This is a genomic window from Micromonospora sp. WMMD1155, assembly GCF_029581275.1.
Lineage (GTDB): Bacteria > Actinomycetota > Actinomycetes > Mycobacteriales > Micromonosporaceae > Micromonospora.
In genome coordinates this window covers 4,072,942-4,090,000 of record NZ_CP120742.1, presented here as the reverse complement: position 1 = coordinate 4,090,000, position 17,059 = coordinate 4,072,942, and the positions used below count along the sequence as shown (strand labels likewise).

Here is a 17,059-nt window from a genome sequence, read left to right as displayed (position 1 = left end):
CTGCCGCCGGTACGGCCCGGAGCGGCACCCGATGACGGTCGGCACGGCCCGGAAACCGCAGGCAATGACAGCTTCCATGGCCCGGAAACCGGCAAGCGACGGCCACCCGCACAGCCGGGAACCGCCGGTAACGACCGCCCACACGGCCCCCGAGCCAGCACCCGACGACCGTCGGCCCGCCCGAGAACCCCCACGTAACAACCGCCGCACGGCCCGGCAATCCGGCCCGCGGTGGCTGTCGGCCGGACGCGGCGTCCGACCAGGCGACAGTCCCGGCGCAGCCCGGGACGCGGGCTGCCTCGACGTGCCAGAGTGTCAGGCATGGATGAGTCCGGGATCGAGGGCAGGGTGTTCGCCGAGGAGGCGCTACTCGGCCTCCTCCTGCCGTTCTGGCAGGTGGTGATCGGCGCGGTCGTGCTTGTCGTCCTGGTGCTCTCGGTGGGGCGTCTCGCCCGACGGGGCAGGTCCCGGATGACCACCGCGCTGCTGGTCACCGCCGCGGCCATCGCCGGGTTCGCGGTGATCGGTGTCCTGTTGGAGGGGTGAGGGCTCTACAGCCGGCGGTTGGCCAGGCTGGGCAGCTCGGCCCGGATCGCGGCGAGGCGATCGAGGTCCAGGTCGACGACCGACACACCTGGGCCGTCCGGCAACTGGGTGAGGACGGTCCCCCACGGGTCGACCACCATGCTGCGTCCGAAGCAGGTACGACCTGGCTCGTGGTCGCCGGTCTGGCCCGCCGCCGCGACGAAGCACTGGTTCTCGATGGCCCGGGCCCGCAGCAGGACCTCCCAGTGGTCCCGCCCGGTGTGCATCATGAATGCCGCCGGCACCACCAGCAGGTGCGCTCCCCCGTCGGTGGCGAGCAACCGGTACAGCTCCGGGAAGCGCAGGTCGTAGCAGATCGACAGACCGACGCGCAGGCCCTCGACGTCCACCACGACGGTTTGGACCCCGGGCGCGACCGTCGCGGACTCCAGATAGGAGACCCGACCGGGGATCTCGACGTCGTACAGATGGATCTTTCGGTAGCTCGCGGCGAGGCTGCCGCTGCGGTCGAAGACCAGCGACGTGTTCCAGGTGTGCTCCGGGTCCGGCCCGGCCTCGTGGAACGAGCCGGCCACCACCCAGATCCCGAGCCTCCGGGCGATCCCGGCGAAGAAGCTGCCGACCTCACCGTCCACCGGCTCCGGCTCGGGCAGCCCGGCGGCCGGACCGAGGTAGTCGACGTACTCCGGTAGGACGGCCAGGTCCGCGCCACCCGCCGCCGCGCGTTCCAGCAGGACCTCGGCGGCGGCCAGGTTGGCCTTGCGGTCGTCCCGGGCGTTCAGCTGGCAGACGGCGACACGCATGAGCACAGGGTACGGCCGGAGGAGCCGGCGTGGACAGCGTCAGATGCTGGCCAACACCAGAGCCCCGGCGGCGAACCCGAGCCCGGCGACCTGGATCGGGCGCAGCCGTTCCCGGTCGACGCCCAACGCCAGCAGCACGGTGCTGGCCGGATAGAGCGCCGTGATCGCCGCGATGATGCTCAGGTGACCACGGGCGGCGGCGGCCAGGAAGAGCCCGTTGGCGGCGCTGTCGAGGAGACCGGCGACAGCCGCCCAGCCCAGCACCCGCCGTCCGAGTCGCAACCGCACGCCGGTGCCGGCGGCCAGTGCGAGGCCGACCGCGATCGAGCTGACCCGCACCGCCGCCACCGGCCACATCCCGGCGCTCTGGTCGGCCTGGCCGAGGAGGGTGAAGAAGACACCGAAGAGCGCTCCGGCGGCGAGAGCCAGCCCGACGAGCCGGGCCGGGACGCCCCGTCGTTCGCCGCCCTCCCCCAGGCTGACCAGTGCGATCGCGAGCACCGCGAGACCGGCGCCGGTGAGTGCCAGGGCACCTGGGAAGGACGCGGTGAACAGGCCGGCGATGATCGGCACCACTGCGGCGGTGATCGCGGTGACGGGTGCCACGACGGCCATCATCCCGCCGGCGAGGGCCCGGTAGAGCAGCATGACCCCGCCGGCGCCCGCCACCCCGGCGAGCAGACCCCAGCAGATGTCCGCGACGGTCGGGGCGCCCGGCACCGCCAGCACCAGGACGACGAGCAGCGGGACGCTGAGGAGTTGGGAGACGACGGTCACGGCGATCGGGTCGGCGCGACGGGACGCCTTTCCGCCGGAGAAGTCGGCGATGCCGAAGGCGACGGCGGACACGGTTGCCAGGACAATGGGGAGCATGCCCCTGTCGTATCACAATAGTGACCGTGAAGGATAGTTTAATGACCGAAGCCGGATCGGATCGGGTGAGCGCGGTGACCGCCGCGGTGGCCCGGCAGGTACGCGACCTTCGGGCCGCCCGAGGGTGGTCCTTCGACGAGTTGGCCGGCCGGTCCGGGGTGAGCAAAGGGATGCTCGTGCAGATCGAGGGCGCGCGCACCAACCCGAGCGTCGGCACGCTCTGCCGGGTCGCCGACGCGTTCGGCGTCAACATCGCCCAGCTCCTGGAGCCGGCCGAGGTAGGGACCGTGAAAATCACCTCGGCGGCCCAGGCGCCGGTGCTCTGGCAGGGTGAGCACGGCGGCACGGCTCGCCTGCTGAGCGGCCTGGGCGAGCCAGACCTCGTCGAACTGTGGGACTGGCAGCTGGCACCGGACGAGGACCACCGCTCCGCCGACCACCCGCGCGGCACTCGGGAGGTGCTGCACGTCCTCACCGGCACCGTGGTCGTCCGGGTCGACGGGCAGGACCACCGTGTGCGGGCCGGCGAGACCATCGAGTTCCACGCCGACCGAGAACACGGCTACCGCAACGACACCGCCGAGCCGGCCCGGCTGATGATGGTGACAGTCACCCCGTCGGGCGAGTGGGACCGCCGAACGCGATCACGCCGGCCGCGTCAGGAGTGAGCGGCCGGCGTGCTGCGGGGAGGATCAGGCCGACTTCTCCTCGCGCTCGCGCCGGGCCCGCCGCCCGGTGAACTCGCGCGGCACGATCGTCGGGTTGACGTTCTCCAGGACGACCTCGCGGGTGATCAGCACCCGGGCGGCGTCGGGGTTGCTCGGCACCTCGTACATCGCGGAGAGCAGGACCTCCTCGATGATGGCCCGCAGACCACGGGCACCGGTGCCCCGCAGCATGGCCTGGTCGGCGATCGCCTCCAGCGCCGGCTCGTCGAACTCCAGCTCGACCCCGTCCAGCTCGAACAGGCGCTGATACTGCCGGACCAGCGCGTTGCGCGGCTCGGTGAGGATGCGCACCAGGGCACTGCGGTCCAGGCTGCGCACGTTGGTGATCACCGGCAGCCGGCCGACGAACTCCGGGATCAACCCGAACTTGAGCATGTCCTCCGGCATGACCTGACTGAAGATGTCATCGGTCGACCGCTCGGACACCGACCGGAGCCGGGCACCGAAGCCGGTGCCGCCCTGCCCGGTGCGGGACTCGATGATCTGATCCAGACCGGCGAACGCACCACCGCAGATGAACAGCACGTTGGTGGTGTCGATCTGGATGAACTCCTGGTGTGGGTGCTTGCGCCCACCCTGCGGCGGCACGTTCGCCACTGTGCCTTCGAGCATCTTGAGCAGCGCCTGCTGCACGCCCTCACCGGAGACGTCGCGCGTGATCGACGGGTTCTCCGACTTACGAGCGATCTTGTCGACCTCGTCGATGTAGATGATCCCGGTCTCGGCACGCTTGATGTCGTAGTCCGCGGCCTGGATCAGCTTGAGGAGGATGTTCTCCACATCCTCGCCGACGTAGCCCGCCTCGGTCAGCGCCGTGGCGTCGGCGATCGCGAACGGGACGTTCAGCATCCGGGCCAGGGTCTGCGCCAGGTGGGTCTTACCGCAGCCGGTCGGACCGAGCAGCAGGATGTTGGACTTGGCCAGCTCGACGGCATCACTGCCGGAGCCGGGCGCGTTGGCCGCCTCGGCCTGGATCCGCTTGTAGTGGTTGTAGACCGCCACCGCGAGGGCCTTCTTGGCCTGGTCCTGCCCCACGACGTAGTTGTCGAGGAACTGGCAGATCTCCATCGGCTTGGGAAGCTCTTCCCACTTCACCTCGCCGGACTCGGCCAGCTCCTCTTCGATGATCTCGTTGCAGAGATCGATGCACTCGTCGCAGATGTAGACCCCTGGGCCCGCGATGAGCTTCTTGACCTGCTTCTGCGACTTGCCGCAGAAGGAGCATTTCAGTAGGTCGCCGCCGTCACCGATCCGTGCCACCTACGTTCTCCCTGCACTCATCGGCCGGAGCCCCGGCCCTGACCTGCGGACGCTGCGCGCCGCCCGGCTAGTTCACCCCGCCGGGCCGACCGGCGAAGCGGTACGGACCCGACGTTACCCGCTGGCGGGGCAATCTCCGACCCCCAAAACGGGTGTGTCAGAGGTCGGCCGGGAACTTCACGCCCCGGCCAACCTCTGACCCGGTACAGCTCAGCTGGCGGCCTGAGCGGCCAGCAAGCCCTTCTTGCGGCTGGTCAGGATCGTGTCGACCAGCCCGTACTCCTTGGACTCCTCGGCCGTCATGATCTTGTCACGGTCGATGTCCTTGCGAACCTGCTCGATCGGGCGGTTGCAGTGGCGGGACAGCATGTCCTCCAGCTGCGTCCGCATCCGCAGGATCTCCCGGGCCTGGATCTCGATGTCCGAGCCCTGCCCGTAGCCGCCCTCGGTGGCCGGCTGGTGGATGATGATCCGCGAGTTCGGAAGAGCCATCCGCTTACCCGGAGTGCCCGCCGAGAGCAGCACAGCCGCCGCACTGGCGGCCTGCCCGAGGCAGACCGTCTGGATGTCCGGACGGACGTACTGCATGGTGTCGTAGATCGCCGTCATCGCGGTGAACGAACCACCCGGCGAGTTGATGTACATGATGATGTCGCGGTCCGGGTCGGTGCCCTCGAGCGTCAGCAGCTGGGCCATCACGTCGTTGGCCGACGCGTCGTCCACCTGGACGCCGAGGAAGATGATCCGGTCCTCGAAGAGCTTGTTGTACGGGTTGGACTCCTTCACCCCGTACGACGTGCGCTCCACGAACGACGGCAACACGTAACGGTTGTGCACGGCCGCGAACTGGGGCGGCAGGCTCAGATCAGTCATCGTCAGCTCCTCAGCTCAGGGTCCCGGCGCCATCCGGAACCTGAGCGGCCCCGATGATCACCTTGTCGATGAAGCCGTAGTCCATGGCCTCCTGGGCGGTGAACCAACGGTCCCGGTCCGAGTCCGCCTCGATCTGCGACTGGTCTTGGCCGGTGTGGTGCGCGACCCGCTCCTGGAACATCCGCTTCGTGTAGAGCATCTGCTCCGCCTGGATGGCGATGTCGGACGCCGTGCCGCCCAGGCCGCCGGACGGCTGGTGCATCATGATCCGGGCGTGCGGCAGGGCGTAACGCTTGCCCTTGGTGCCCGCGCAGAGCAGCAGCTGGCCCATCGAGGCCGCCATGCCCATCGCCACGGTCGACACGTCGTTGTCGATGAACTGCATGGTGTCGTAGATCGCCATGCCGGAGTAGACCGAGCCACCCGGCGAGTTGATCCACAGGTTGATGTCGCGGTCCGGGTCCTCCGCGGCGAGCAGCAGCAGCTGCGCGCAGATGCGGTTGGCGACCTGGTCGGTCACCTCACTGCCCAGGAAGATGATGCGTTCCTTGAGCAACCGGTTGTAGACCGAGTCGTCGAGGTTGCCAATGGAGTCGCCACCGCGCGCGTCAATCGCCCGGAGCGACTTCTTGGGGATGTGCATGTCGGTCATGGCAGCCCTTCGCTCTCCGTACCGTCTTTCCCGACACTAACCGGTGTGCGGGGCGGCAGAGTCCCGGTCGGGGCACTGTTCGCTCTCAGCGCAGCTGTGTCGGGCACACCCGCGGCGCGGGCTCCCGGCGTACCCGGGGAAAGGATTCGGCCGCCGTCCACCGCACAGCGGCGGACGGCGGCCGCACCCGACGATCAGTGCTGGTGGTTGTGCTCGGCCTCGTTGGCGGCGCGCAGCGCGTCAAGGGTGATGCCATTGCCGGCCGAGTCCTTGATCGTGATCCGCTCCATGACGGCCGCGAGCGCCTTGCCCCGCCGCACGTCCCCGAAGACGGCCGCAGCCGCGCCGGAGCGCACCAGCTGGTCGTAGTACTGCTGCGGGGCCATCCCGGCGCGCTGCGCCCGGTGCACGATCTCGTGACCGAACTCGTCGTCGGAGACCTGCACGTCCTCGGCGTCGGCCAGCGTGTCCAGCAGGAGCTGGACCTTGACGCCCTCGGTCGCCGCCTCGGTCAGCTCGGCGTCGATCTGCTCCTCGGTCTTGTCCTCGGCGGCGAGGTACTCCTCCATGGAGGCGCCGATCCGCTCCAGCTGGTCGACCATCGCCTGCTTGCGGCTCTCGACCTCCTCGCGGACGACACCCTCCGGGGCCGGGATCTCGGCGGCCTCGACCAGCTGCGCCAGGGCCTTGTCCCGAGCGGCGTAGATCTGCTCGACCTGCTTGCCCTGGGTGACCCGCGAACGCAGGTCGCCGCGCAGCTCCTCGATCGTGTCGAACTCGCTCGCCATCTGCGCGAACTCGTCGTTCAGCTCGGGCAGCTCCTTCTCCTTGACCGTGCGCACGGTCACCGCCACCTCGGCGTCGCGACCGGCGAAGTCGCCGCCGACCAGCTGGGTGGTGAAGGTGGTGTCGTCGCCGGCGGCGAGACCGACGACGGCCTCGTCGAGGCCCGGCAGGAGCTGCTTGCTGCCCACCTCGTGGGAGATGTTGCTGGCCTGGCCGCCCGGCACGTCCTCGCCGTCGACGGTGGCGTTGAGGTCGATCTGGACGAAGTCACCCTCGGCGGCGGCCCGCTCCACGGTCTTGAGGGTCGCGAAACGCTCCCGCAGGTTCTTCACCTGCTCGTCGATCTCGCTCTCGTCGATCTGCAGCTCGTCCACGACCACCTCGATGGTGGAGGCGTCCGGGATGGTGATCTCCGGGCGGACGTCGACCTCGGCGGTGAAGTTCAGCGAGTCACCGTCGTTGAACTCGGTGATCTCGACCTCGGGGCGCCCCAGCGTCTTCAGGTCGTGCTCGCGCACCGCGGCGAGGATGTTCTCCGGGATGGCCTCCTGGACCGCCTCGTTGAGGACGGTGCCCCGGCCGACCCGCTGGTCGATCACGGCGGTCGGCACCTTGCCCCGGCGGAAGCCCGGAACCTGGACCTGCGAACCGATCTCCCGGTACGCCTTCTTGAGGCTCGGCTCGAGCTCGACGAACGGCACCTCGATGGCGAGCCGCACGCGCGTCGGGCTCAGAGTCTCGACGGTGCTCTTCACAGGCGTACTCCTTGACGGATCTCAGTTGAGTCTGGGCGTGATTCAGCCCATCGAGTGTAGGCGAGCCGGCCGGACGCTCCGGCATCGCCCGGGGACCGCACTGGGCGGCACCCGGGTCGGCCCGGCCGCGGACGACAGTCGGGGTGGCGGGATTTGAACCCACGGCCCCTCGCTCCCAAAGCGAGTGCGCTACCAAGCTGCGCCACACCCCGTGGCGACGAGCAGTCTATGCCGTCGCCACGCCCCAGGCGGTGCCGGGGCATCCGCCACCCGGACAAGTCCCCCGAAAGTCATCGTTAACCCCAACTCCCGGCGGCCGGACCGCCGAGCTGGCGGGCTGGCGGGCCGGCGGGCCGCCATGATCGACGCAACGTCGGCGAGGTGGCGGTGTCCACCGGCCGGGAAGCCGCCACATCGCCGAGCCTGCGTTGATCTTCAGAGCGTGCCGCGCGGCGACGCGGCGACGCGACGCCGCCAGGCGGTGGCGCGGCTGCACGCCGGGCACAAGCATTGGGTACGCTGTCGACGCACCCCGCTCAGGTGAGGTGCACGCGGGCGTAGCTCAATGGTAGAGCTTCAGTCTTCCAAACTGACTACGCGGGTTCGATTCCCGTCGCCCGCTCCACACACGAAGGCCCAGGTCAGAGGCTCCATCGCTCGGTCCGGGCCGGTCGGCCGCTCCCCTAGCCGGCGATGCTGGCAACTGTCGACTCGGCGGCGTCCGTCCGGTTACGTCTCCGCAGCCGAATGATCAACACAGTCAGCACAGTCGCGAGCGACAGCGGCCACAGCAGTGGCGCGAGCGTAGCCCCCGTGGTCCGCGAACGGGTGCCCGTCAACGGGAACGAAGAAGGCCCAGGTACACCGCATGATCGCGGCACCTCGGCCGCGGCGCCACTCCGTCTCCGATCGGGCGCGCCCGTGTCAACGCGCCCGGTCGGGCCAGTCGACGGCGTCGAGGAACTCCTCCACGGCGACCACGACGCGGCCGAGCACCGCGATCGACTCGGTGAGCGGACCAGGTACGTACATGCCGTGGTCCGCGCCTTCCACCTCCAGCACATGGGGTGAGAGGCGTCGGGCGATGTCACCGTCCCAGAACGTGTCGGCGGTGCCGCCCACGAGGAGGATCGGCGCGGTTGCGCGGTCCAGAGCAGCAACCACCCACGGCATCGTCAGTAAGGGCGTGAGCCACACGGCGGGGAGGGATCTCTCGGCGGCGATCACTGCCGCGTTCGTGCCGAGCGACTTGCCGATCAACAGTGGGCGACCGCCGACGGTGTCGACAAGGGGAGCGATCTCGCCGCTGACCCAGCTCTGGATCCCCGGCTGATCGAACTCTGGAAACTCCTGCGACCACGAGTGCCGGTGCACGGTTGCGCCCCGCTGCTCCGCCACATCGCCGGCGTACATCAGCAGGGGCGCGCCCGGGCCGAACTTACCGCCGGGAATCACGACAGCGTCAGCCATGCGGACGAGGGTACTGGCGAAGCCCGACGCAGCACCCGGGGAAAGACAGGGCTCGTCGCCGATCCGTCGCAGTGGTGTTCCAGCCGCGATCGGCGCTGGTGTTCAGGGGTGACCGGTGCGGCGCGATCCTGACCGCCCCGAGCCAGGGCCCAGTGCACCGTGGGGTCGCGGCACCTGGGCCCACCCCGGGGGCGGCCGGGTCACCGTGTCACTTCAGGTGGAACCGTTCGTCGATCGCGAGGGCCGCCAGTTGCGGCACGGAGAACGGCAGCGTCGTCAGCTCCGGCCGAAGATCGTCGAGCTTCTTGCCCTGCGCCACGTACACCACCACGCCATCGGGGTGCCGGTACGCCGACCACTGGTCCAGCCGGTCGTCCCTGCCGGGTCGAACCACCACGCCGACCTGCGCCGCTCCCACGTTCTCGACCTGACATTCGCCCTCCATCCCCCAGAACGTCTGGGCCAGGGCACACGGTTCGGTGGGCAGTTCGCGGGCGCCCGCCTCGTGCACCTCGACGATGACGCGCCCGGTGCCCTCGCCCTGCGCCACGGCGACGGAGGTCGAGTAACTCCACTTGTCGGCTCCGTCCACTGTGGCCTCGAACTGCGCCTGGTGGGTCCGCAGGGTCATCTGGCCGTCCGGCGGGTTCGGCGGGTCGTCCGGCGCGGTGTAGCCGGTGGGCACGATCGCGACGACATTTTGGAGCAGTTTGGCCCCCTGGTCGTACCTGGTGCCGGCCCGCGCTGTCCGGTCCTCCTGCGGGCGACCGTCGGGCCCGGTCGGCCACGGCTTCGCGGTGTCGCCCGACGCATCCGGCGCGACCGGCGGACCGTGACCCGCGGGTTGGTAGACACGACCGTCCGGAGTGGCGACGGCCGCGAAGCCCGTGACCGCCAACACGACGGCCGCAGTCCCGACCGAGGCCCACAGCGCGCGGTGGCGCAGGTACGCCCGCCGGGCCACCCCGAGTGTGGCCGCCGCGCTCGATGGTGGTGGCGGGGTGAGGCGCGCCATCTCGCCGCGCAACCCCGCGCGCAACTCGTCTTCGTTCATCGCTCCCCCATACCGATCTCGCTGTAGGTGGGTGCCAGGAGGCCACGCAACGTGTCGAGCCCGCGTGCCGCCTGGCTCTTCACCGTCCCTGGAGAGCACTCCAGCAGCGCCGCGACATCCTCGACCGACAGGTCCTCCCAGTAGCGGAGGACCAGCACGGCGCGTTGGCGCGGTGCCACCCGCGCCAACGCCTGGAGCAGCAGCAACCGGCTCTCCGGTGAGTCCGGCGGGGCCACCTGCTCGGCGTCCTCGCCTCCCACCCGTTCGCGTCGCCACCAGCCACGCCGTCGCTCGTCCAGGAATGTGCGGATCAGGATCTGGCGTACGTAGCTGTCGAGCACCTCGTGCCGGGAGACCCGGTTCCAGACCCGGTAAAGCTTGACGAACGCGGTCTGGACCAGGTCTTCGGCACGGTGCCAGTCGCCGCACAGCAGGTACGCCGTGCCGCGCATGGCACCGGACCGTGCCGCGAAGTACTCGGAGAACGCCGTGTCGCGATCGCTCATTCAGGCCTCCGATCCCCGATTCGAGGTAGTCACGCGGGGTCGGGGGCAGGGGGTTGCTCCGGAACTCGCGCGGATCTCACCGGGATCAACGCGGAACCGGGGGAGCGCGCGACGGCACCTTGACATGTATCGATCTGTGCACTGGTGTAAGGACCAGAAAGACATCGACACCCGTCAGGAGGGCACATGATCGTCCGACGACGGTGGACAGCTGCCGCCACCACAGCGATCCTGTTCGGCGCAGTGCTGTCACACCCCGCGCCCGGAACCGCCGCACCAGCCGACCCCGCCCCGCAGATCACCCTGAACACCGCCGAAACCGCACTGGTCCGGGTGCGGCTACGCGATCAGGCGCAGCTCGACCGGCTGGTCGCCGCAGGCGCGGACCTGGCCAACCGACCCCGCACCCGGGACGGGCAGATCCTCGCCGATCTCGTGCTGACCGGCGCGCAGCTCGCCGAGCTGACCGCGCAGGGCGCCCGGGCGGTGCAGATCGTGCAGCGCGCCGAGGACGGCAGCCGGAACTACGCCGAGAGCGTCCGCGCGGCCCAGGCCCGCACCGCCGCCGGGCTACGCGCTCCGGCCGGCCAACGCACCGCCGCGAACACCGACACCCTCCAGGTCCAGCAGGCGTACTGGTGGACCACGACCGGCCAGACGTTCCTGCAGGCCCAGGTGGCCACCACCGCCACCGACGACCCGGATGTGGAGATCACCGTCAGCTGGCGTACGGCCGACGGCGCCACCGGGTCGTTCCCGCTGTACCGGTTCGAGGACTCCGGCGAGTACCAGTACCACTACAACCTCCCCCAGCCGGTGCCGAGCCGACCGGTCCAGTTGACCGCCACCTCCAGCCTCGGCGGGGTCAGCCGGGCGATCACGCCGACGCTCTGGCCCAACGCCGCCCCGCCACCGTTGCCGGCCGGCTACCAGAAGGACTTCATCGACGCGTACCTGACGCCGACCGACATCCAGGCCCGCATCAAGCGGCTGGCCCGCCAGTACCGGGACCTGGTCGACGTCATCGACCTGCCGAACAAGACGCAGGGATACCGGCGCACCGCCGTCGCGTACCTGGGTGACCCGGCGGTCGCGGCCGTGGTGGTCGAGTCGGTGCGCTTCGGCGATCAGGGGATGAACGGCGTGCAGGTGCGCACCGTCGACCCGGGTCGACCGAACCGGCCGCTGACCGTGGGCTACCGCGACCGCGTGCTGACCGTGTCACTGGCCACCGACGCCGGGGGCAAGACGGTGAGCACCACCGATGAGGTCGCCGCGGCGATCAACGCCCGTCAACCGGACCGGTTCCGGGCCACCGTCGAGGACGGCTCGGCCGGGCTGCCGATGCCCGTCGCCGGTCCGGTCCGACTCGACGACGGTCTGCAGGGCACCGAGGTGCCGGCCCGGCCGTGGACGGTGCAGGCGCTGCGCCTCGGCGTCCACCGGGACGGCTCCCGGGTCGGTGTGCTCGCGTACTCCCAGGAGCACGCCCGGGAGTGGGCCACGCCGTTGGTGACGCTGGAGTTCGCCGAGCGGATGCTGGCCAACGCCCGGACCGACGCGGCCACCCGGGAGCTGCTGGAGCAGGTCGACGTCTTCGTCATCCCGACGGTCAACCCCGACGGCGCGAACTACTCGTTCAACGACTTCAACTTCCAGCGCAAGAACCTGGTCAACCACTGCACCGGGGCGGCCCGCGACCCGAAGAACCGCACCTCGTGGGGCGTCGACATCAACCGCAACTACACGGTCGGTTCGTACTTCGACGGTTACGTGGGCGCCAGCGCCAACTGCCTCTCCGGCAACTACGCGGGCACGGCCGAGCTGTCCGAGGCGGAGAGCCGCAACGTCATCGCGCTCGCCGAGGACCACCCGAACATCAAGTTCGCGATGAACGTGCACTCCTACGGCGGGTACTTCATGTGGCCGCCGGGGGCGTACCGGGCCGACGGCAGGGTCACCCTGCCGCGACCGTCGATCGACGAGTCCACGCTGTTCCTCGACAGCGCCCGGCGGATCGTCGGCGCCATCGCACAGGAACGCGGCACGGTCACCTGGCCGTCGCAGACCGGGCCGGTCGCCGACGTGCTCTACTCCGCCGCCGGCAACTCGGCCGACCAGCTCTACTACGAGCTGGGCATCTTCGCCTGGGACTTCGAGGTCGGCAACGACAGGTGGAACCCGGCCACCGGCCAGTGGGAGGGCGTCGGCTTCCAGCCGCCGTTCGACGAGGCGCACGGCGAGTCCCAGGAGTACGCGGGCGGGCTGGTCGAGTTGGTGCGGGTGGCCCGCGACTACGCCGCCGCCCAGCCCGCCGGCTGAGGCGCCCTCGAACGGGGACCGGCCGGCCACGGATGAACCGTGGCCGGCCGGGTAAGCAGCGACAGTGCCTGGTGGGGAGACGACCGGTGTCGCGGTGTGCCGCGACCGGGCGTACGGGCGGGCGGCCCTGAGCCGACCCGCCCGTACGCGCTCGGATCAGTTCGAGGAGATCCAGTTCCAGGCGGAGACGACCCACTCGGTCTGCTGGAGCCAGGCCACACCGAGGCCGGCGAGGAACACCGCAGTCGCCAGGTGAGCACCTCGGGCACTGCGCCGGACCCGCCCCAACTGCCGTTCCAGCACCACCCGGCCGACCAACCGGGCCAGGGCGAACAGGCCGACCGCCACCAGCAGGCTGAGCACCAGCACCAGCAGTGGGCCGCTCAGGTCGCCCTGACCGGACAGCGCCCAGATCCCCCAGCAGACGAACGCGAAGAGCCCGGCCGCCGCACTCCACTCACCGCCGCGACGCAGCTGCGCCATCCGTGAACTCAGCGACCGGCGCGGGACCGGCCCGCCGGGCCAACCGGTGCCGGTCGGCTCCTGCTCGACGGTCGGGAACGGCTCGGTCCGCGGGTTGCGCGGCTGACCGACCGGCGCCACGCCCCGGCGGAACCCGTCGCGCTGCGGCGGCACCTCGACGCCGGCCTGCGGCGGCACCTCCACGGTCCGCTCCGCCCACGGCTGCGTCTGGTCTGCCATCTCGTCCTCCCCCTGACCGACGGCATCACCGCCGCCTGAATCCGAGGGTAGCCACCCGGCAAATCGGTCGCCGACCCCGCCCGAGACGCACACCGGCCCGACGGTGCCGGATCCCACCGCGGGCAGGGTACGGTCGGCTGATGGGTGACCCGGACCGACGACGGCGACGGCTACGCCACCACCACGACTCCGACCCGGCCGGGCGCGGCGTCGACACCCCGACGGCCAGCACCGCCGGGGTGCACGACGGGGACGACCCGCCGCCGCCGCGCCGCAGAGGCCCGGGAGGCGACGAGCGCGACGGCGAGCGGGGGCTACGCGGGCTGGTCGGTTCCGGCTCGTCCCAGGTGGGGCTGAGCGCCGCCCTACGAGCCCGGGACGCGGCCCGACCGACCGAGGACGACCTGGCCGAGGCCGAGGCCCGGGTGGTCGTCGTCCGACGCAACTGGGTGCCCCGCGAGGAGTTGCCCCGCTCGCCGCGCTGACGTCCTGGCTCAGGGCAGGTCGGGCAGCTTCCGGGTCTGCTCGTACTCGGCCACCTGGGCGATCCGACGGGCGTGCCGCTCGTTGCCGGAGAACGGCGTGTTCAGGAACGCCTCGACGATGCCGGTGGCCTCGTCCAGCGTGTGCTGCCGGGCGCCGACCGCGACCACGTTGGCGTCGTTGTGCTGGCGGGCCAGCTGAGCGGTCTCCACGCTCCAGGCCAGCGCGGCCCGGACCCCGGCGACCTTGTTCGCGGCGATCTGCTCACCGTTGCCGGACCCGCCGATGACCACGCCGAGACCCGTCTCGTCGGCCACCACCTGCGTGCCGGTGTGCAGGCAGAACGTCGGGTAGTCGTCGTCCGGGTCATAGGCGTGCGGGCCGACGTCGACCACCTCGTACCCCTGCATGGCCAAGTGATTGGCCAGGTGCACCTTCAACTCGAAACCGGCGTGATCGGATCCCAGGTAGACGCGCATACCGGGCAGTCTGTCAGGCCGCGCTCTCCGACGTCGCAGCGGCGGCGTCGGAGAGCCGGGTTCGTCACACGGTAGAGCGGTGTGCCGCTCAGCGCGGCAGCTCGGCGACGACCAGACCGCCGCGCGCCTTCGGGGTGAACCAGGTGCTCTTTCGGGGCATCTTCTCCCGGGCCAGATTCACCGCGACGAAGTCCGCCACGGTCACCGGGGCGATCAGGATGGCCAGCTCGGCCCGGCCGGCGTCGACCTCACCGGTGAGCCAACTCGCCGGGTAGTCACCACCCACGTAGGTGATCCGCTTGTCGCCCGGGTCGAGACCGAGCGCGTCGCGCAGCAGCAACCGCTCGACCAGGGCGTGGTCCAGGTTCTCCAGCCGGGCGCTGGCCGTGGCCGGCAGGCGTACCGCGTACCCCTGGCCGTCGAGGCGCAGGTGCACGGTGCCGCCGGCCGCCGGGACCTCGACCGGGCCGTCGATCGGCTCGACCTCGGCGCCGGCGGCCCGCAGCCGGTCGAGCAGCTCGTCCGGCGTGGTGGTCAGCTCGCTGACCAAGCGGTTGTACGGCTGGATGGCCACCGACGCGGGGGTGGTGACCACGGCCAGGAACCGGGACAACCCACCGGTCTGGGCGGCCAGGCTGCGGTGGTTGCCGTCCGCGACGACCAGCTCCCCGCCACCGGCGAGAGCGGTCAGCGCGGTCTGCTCCGGGCCGGGGCCGAGCAGCCAGATCGCGTGCGTGCGCCCCGCCTGGTCGGTGTCCGTCGCGGCGGGCGCGCCGGCCGTCTCGGTCGCCGTCGCGAGGGCGGCGTGCAGCTCGTCGCCACGCCCGGTCTGCAGCAGGAGTACGGGTGAGAGCAGGTGACCCAGCGCCTCGGCCAGGGCCACCCGCTCCCGCACCTTGGCGATGAACACGTCCTCGTTGCGGATGACCAGGCCCGGCTCGTCGGCCCGGGTGGAGATCTGGTCGGTGTCCACCATCGCGAACAGCCCGTACGCGGGCTCCTCACCGGCTGCGGTGATCCGGTAGAGCACCACGACCTGCTCGGCGGGGGTGTAGCTCCCGTCGGCCTTGGCCTCGGCGAGGCGGGAGACCGCGTCCGGCAGCGCGTCGAGGAAGGACCTGCCCAGGCTCTGCGGGGCGCGGTGCGGCATCTCGATGCCGAGGGCACTGTGCGGGTTCGCCTCGATGATCGCGGTGATCTCCGCGTCGTCGGCGAACTCGTCGTAGTTCTGCGCGCCGGTGCCACCAGTGGTGACCCACGCTCGGGTGATCGGATGCACGACCGTCATACCCGTGACGCTACCGGCGACGGCGTCGCCGCCGACGGGGACCCGCAGGGCGTCCATCAGATGAAAGCGCCAGGCCCGGCGCGGCGGTCAGCCGGTGCGGTCGGAAACGCCCCGGCGGTGCCGACCGACGCTCACCGGGCCGTTGGCGCCCCGCCGGACGGTCCCGACCGGTCCGCTGTTCACGCTGCGACGAGGCGACGCGGGCGGTCCCGGCACCGGGCGCTCCGGGGGCGGCGACGGAACGGGTCGCGGGTTCAGCGGCGGCGTCGGCACCGGGCGCGGGGCGGCCGGAGCCGGCGGTGGAGGCGCGGGTTCCGCCGGTGCGGCAAGGGCCGGCAGATCCGTCGGTGCGGGGTCGGTGGCCGTCGGCGCGGGGTCGGTGGCCGTCGGCAGCGGGATGGCCGGCGCGGGCGGGGTGAGCCGGGAGGTCACCGGCACCCGGGCGACGCCCACCACGATGGGGGGCGCGAGCAGATCGACCAGGTGGGCGGGCAGATCGGGACGGACCACCGGCCAGCGGGAGTCGTCGACGGACCAGTAGGCCGCTCCGGAATCGTCGATCACCCCCGGTCGGGTCAACTGATCGTCACCGGACGCACGGTGCTTGGCCATCGGGATCGCCTCCACGGACTGCGGCTTGCGACCCCGTGGGTCGCTGCGGCGGACATGCAGGCCAACGAGCGCGGCGGTCTCCCGGTGACGGGACGGGCAGGGCGGCGACCCGACACGCCGTGGGGCGTACGCGGAAGGACCCCGGCGCTGACCGGGGCCCTTCCGTACCGCTCAGTCGAAGATCGGGTCCTGCTCGCGGGTGCGCTTCAGCTCGTAGAAGCCCGGCGTGCCGGCGACCAGCAGGACGCCGTCCCAGAGCCGACCGGCGGCCTCCCCCTTCGGGGCCGGAGTGATCACCGGGCCGAAGAACGCGACCGGGCTGCCGTCCGGGCCGGGGGCGTGCACGACCGGAGTGCCGACGTCCTGACCGACCGGGCGCATGCCGGCCTCGTGGCTGGCCCGCAACGCCTCGTCGAAGTCGGTGCTGTCGGCGGCGTCGGCCAACGCCGGGTCCAGGCCGGCGTCGGTCAGCGCGGCGACGTAGAGCTCGTGCCGCCGCTCCTCCTTGCCGAGGTGGATCCGGGTGCCGAGTGCGGTGTAGAGCGGGCGCAGGACGTCGTTGCCGTAGCGCTGCTCGGCGGCGATGCAGACCCGCACCGGGCCCCAGGCGGTGCGGAGGAAGGTCTTGTAGTCCTCGGGCAGCTCGTCCCGGCCGTCGTTGAGCACAGCGAGGCTCATCACGTGGAAACGGATGTCCACGTCCCGGACCTGCTCGACCTCGAGCAGCCAGCGGGACGTGATCCACGCCCAGGGGCAGGCCGGGTCGAACCACATGTCGGCGGTGACGCGTTCGGTCACGGTGAGGTCCCTTCTCAACAGGGGCGCCGGCGCTCCGGCGTCTCACCCGAATCCTCACCCCACGGCGCA

Annotated in this window: 18 protein-coding genes and 2 tRNA genes; 5 read left to right on the top strand and 15 right to left on the bottom strand. The window is 71.1% G+C overall.

Translation table 11 applies throughout. The features are described from left to right. The first annotated feature begins 321 nt into the window (after window positions 1-321). Window positions 322-546: a hypothetical protein gene (locus O7617_RS18840; RefSeq protein WP_282257077.1), complete on the top strand. Its 225-nt coding sequence runs from the start codon at window positions 322-324 to the stop codon at window positions 544-546. Between the two features lie 5 nt (window positions 547-551). Here O7617_RS18840 and O7617_RS18835 read toward each other — a convergent pair whose 3' ends face one another. Together O7617_RS18835 and O7617_RS18830 are read right to left on the bottom strand one after the other, a co-directional pair. Further along, window positions 552-1,349 carry a carbon-nitrogen hydrolase family protein gene (locus O7617_RS18835; RefSeq protein WP_282257076.1) on the bottom strand — a complete coding sequence of 266 codons (798 nt, stop codon included), beginning with the start codon at window positions 1,347-1,349 and terminating at the stop codon, window positions 552-554. Window positions 1,350-1,388: 39 nt separating this feature from the next. Then, the gene (locus tag O7617_RS18830) at window positions 1,389-2,222 is read right to left on the bottom strand and encodes a DMT family transporter (RefSeq protein WP_282257075.1); all 834 of its coding nucleotides are present in this window, start codon (window positions 2,220-2,222) and stop codon (window positions 1,389-1,391) included. Between the two features lie 41 nt (window positions 2,223-2,263). Here O7617_RS18830 and O7617_RS18825 point away from each other — a divergent pair, with 41 nt between their 5' ends. Beyond that, window positions 2,264-2,890 carry an XRE family transcriptional regulator gene (locus O7617_RS18825; protein ID WP_282257074.1) on the top strand — a complete coding sequence of 209 codons (627 nt, stop codon included), beginning with the start codon at window positions 2,264-2,266 and terminating at the stop codon, window positions 2,888-2,890. Window positions 2,891-2,914: 24 nt separating this feature from the next. Here the strand turns inward: O7617_RS18825 and clpX are convergent, their stop codons facing one another. The 5 genes from clpX to O7617_RS18800 all read right to left on the bottom strand — a co-directional run bounded on the left by clpX (window position 2,915) and on the right by O7617_RS18800 (window position 7,488). Then, window positions 2,915-4,210 (bottom strand): ATP-dependent Clp protease ATP-binding subunit ClpX, encoded by a 1,296-nt coding sequence (gene clpX, locus O7617_RS18820; protein WP_088988029.1) that lies wholly within the window; start codon window positions 4,208-4,210, stop codon window positions 2,915-2,917. A 210-nt stretch (window positions 4,211-4,420) separates the two neighbouring features. Beyond that, window positions 4,421-5,083 carry an ATP-dependent Clp protease proteolytic subunit gene (locus O7617_RS18815; RefSeq protein ID WP_088988028.1) on the bottom strand — a complete coding sequence of 221 codons (663 nt, stop codon included), beginning with the start codon at window positions 5,081-5,083 and terminating at the stop codon, window positions 4,421-4,423. A gap of 10 nt (window positions 5,084-5,093) precedes the next feature. Further along, window positions 5,094-5,735 carry an ATP-dependent Clp protease proteolytic subunit gene (locus O7617_RS18810; RefSeq protein WP_088988027.1) on the bottom strand — a complete coding sequence of 214 codons (642 nt, stop codon included), beginning with the start codon at window positions 5,733-5,735 and terminating at the stop codon, window positions 5,094-5,096. Window positions 5,736-5,929: 194 nt separating this feature from the next. Beyond that, window positions 5,930-7,276 carry a trigger factor gene (tig, locus tag O7617_RS18805; RefSeq protein WP_282257073.1) on the bottom strand — a complete coding sequence of 449 codons (1,347 nt, stop codon included), beginning with the start codon at window positions 7,274-7,276 and terminating at the stop codon, window positions 5,930-5,932. 138 nt (window positions 7,277-7,414) lie between these two features. Next, window positions 7,415-7,488, bottom strand: a tRNA-Pro gene (locus O7617_RS18800). A 339-nt stretch (window positions 7,489-7,827) separates the two neighbouring features. On the opposite strand from O7617_RS18800, the gene O7617_RS18795 reads away from it, so the two are divergent. Then, window positions 7,828-7,901 (top strand) — tRNA-Gly (locus O7617_RS18795). 299 nt (window positions 7,902-8,200) lie between these two features. Here O7617_RS18795 and O7617_RS18790 read toward each other — a convergent pair. From O7617_RS18790 to O7617_RS18780, 3 genes are all read right to left on the bottom strand, one after another. Further along, on the bottom strand, window positions 8,201-8,746 hold the full coding sequence (locus O7617_RS18790; RefSeq protein WP_282257072.1) for an alpha/beta hydrolase: 546 nt from the start codon (window positions 8,744-8,746) through the stop codon (window positions 8,201-8,203). A 208-nt stretch (window positions 8,747-8,954) separates the two neighbouring features. Next, window positions 8,955-9,800 (bottom strand): hypothetical protein, encoded by an 846-nt coding sequence (locus tag O7617_RS18785; protein ID WP_282257071.1) that lies wholly within the window; start codon window positions 9,798-9,800, stop codon window positions 8,955-8,957. Beyond that, window positions 9,797-10,306, bottom strand: a complete 510-nt coding sequence (locus tag O7617_RS18780) for a SigE family RNA polymerase sigma factor (protein WP_282257070.1) — start codon at window positions 10,304-10,306, stop codon at window positions 9,797-9,799. Before O7617_RS18780 ends, O7617_RS18785 begins: the two co-directional genes overlap by 4 nt. 186 nt (window positions 10,307-10,492) lie before the next feature. Here O7617_RS18780 and O7617_RS18775 point away from each other — a divergent pair, with 186 nt between their 5' ends. Further along, complete coding sequence (locus O7617_RS18775; RefSeq protein ID WP_282257069.1) at window positions 10,493-12,628, top strand: M14 family zinc carboxypeptidase; 2,136 nt, start codon at window positions 10,493-10,495, stop codon at window positions 12,626-12,628. A 156-nt stretch (window positions 12,629-12,784) separates the two neighbouring features. Here O7617_RS18775 and O7617_RS18770 read toward each other — a convergent pair whose 3' ends face one another. Further along, a complete protein-coding gene (locus O7617_RS18770) occupies window positions 12,785-13,330 on the bottom strand; it encodes a hypothetical protein (RefSeq protein ID WP_282257068.1) in 546 nt (181 codons plus the stop codon). A 140-nt stretch (window positions 13,331-13,470) separates the two neighbouring features. Here O7617_RS18770 and O7617_RS18765 point away from each other — a divergent pair, with 140 nt between their 5' ends. After that, the gene (locus O7617_RS18765) at window positions 13,471-13,815 is read left to right on the top strand and encodes a hypothetical protein (protein WP_282257067.1); all 345 of its coding nucleotides are present in this window, start codon (window positions 13,471-13,473) and stop codon (window positions 13,813-13,815) included. Window positions 13,816-13,824: 9 nt separating this feature from the next. On the opposite strand, the gene O7617_RS18760 is transcribed toward O7617_RS18765, so the two are convergent. The 4 genes from O7617_RS18760 to O7617_RS18745 form a co-directional block, all read right to left on the bottom strand. Continuing rightward, window positions 13,825-14,292 carry a ribose-5-phosphate isomerase gene (locus tag O7617_RS18760; RefSeq protein WP_282257066.1) on the bottom strand — a complete coding sequence of 156 codons (468 nt, stop codon included), beginning with the start codon at window positions 14,290-14,292 and terminating at the stop codon, window positions 13,825-13,827. 88 nt (window positions 14,293-14,380) lie between these two features. Then, window positions 14,381-15,580 (bottom strand): DUF1015 family protein, encoded by a 1,200-nt coding sequence (locus O7617_RS18755; protein ID WP_282257065.1) that lies wholly within the window; start codon window positions 15,578-15,580, stop codon window positions 14,381-14,383. 87 nt (window positions 15,581-15,667) lie between these two features. Then, window positions 15,668-16,192, bottom strand: a complete 525-nt coding sequence (locus O7617_RS18750) for a hypothetical protein (RefSeq protein WP_282257064.1) — start codon at window positions 16,190-16,192, stop codon at window positions 15,668-15,670. A 171-nt stretch (window positions 16,193-16,363) separates the two neighbouring features. Beyond that, the gene (locus O7617_RS18745) at window positions 16,364-16,990 is read right to left on the bottom strand and encodes a disulfide bond formation protein DsbA (protein ID WP_282257063.1); all 627 of its coding nucleotides are present in this window, start codon (window positions 16,988-16,990) and stop codon (window positions 16,364-16,366) included. Window positions 16,991-17,059 lie beyond the last annotated feature (69 nt).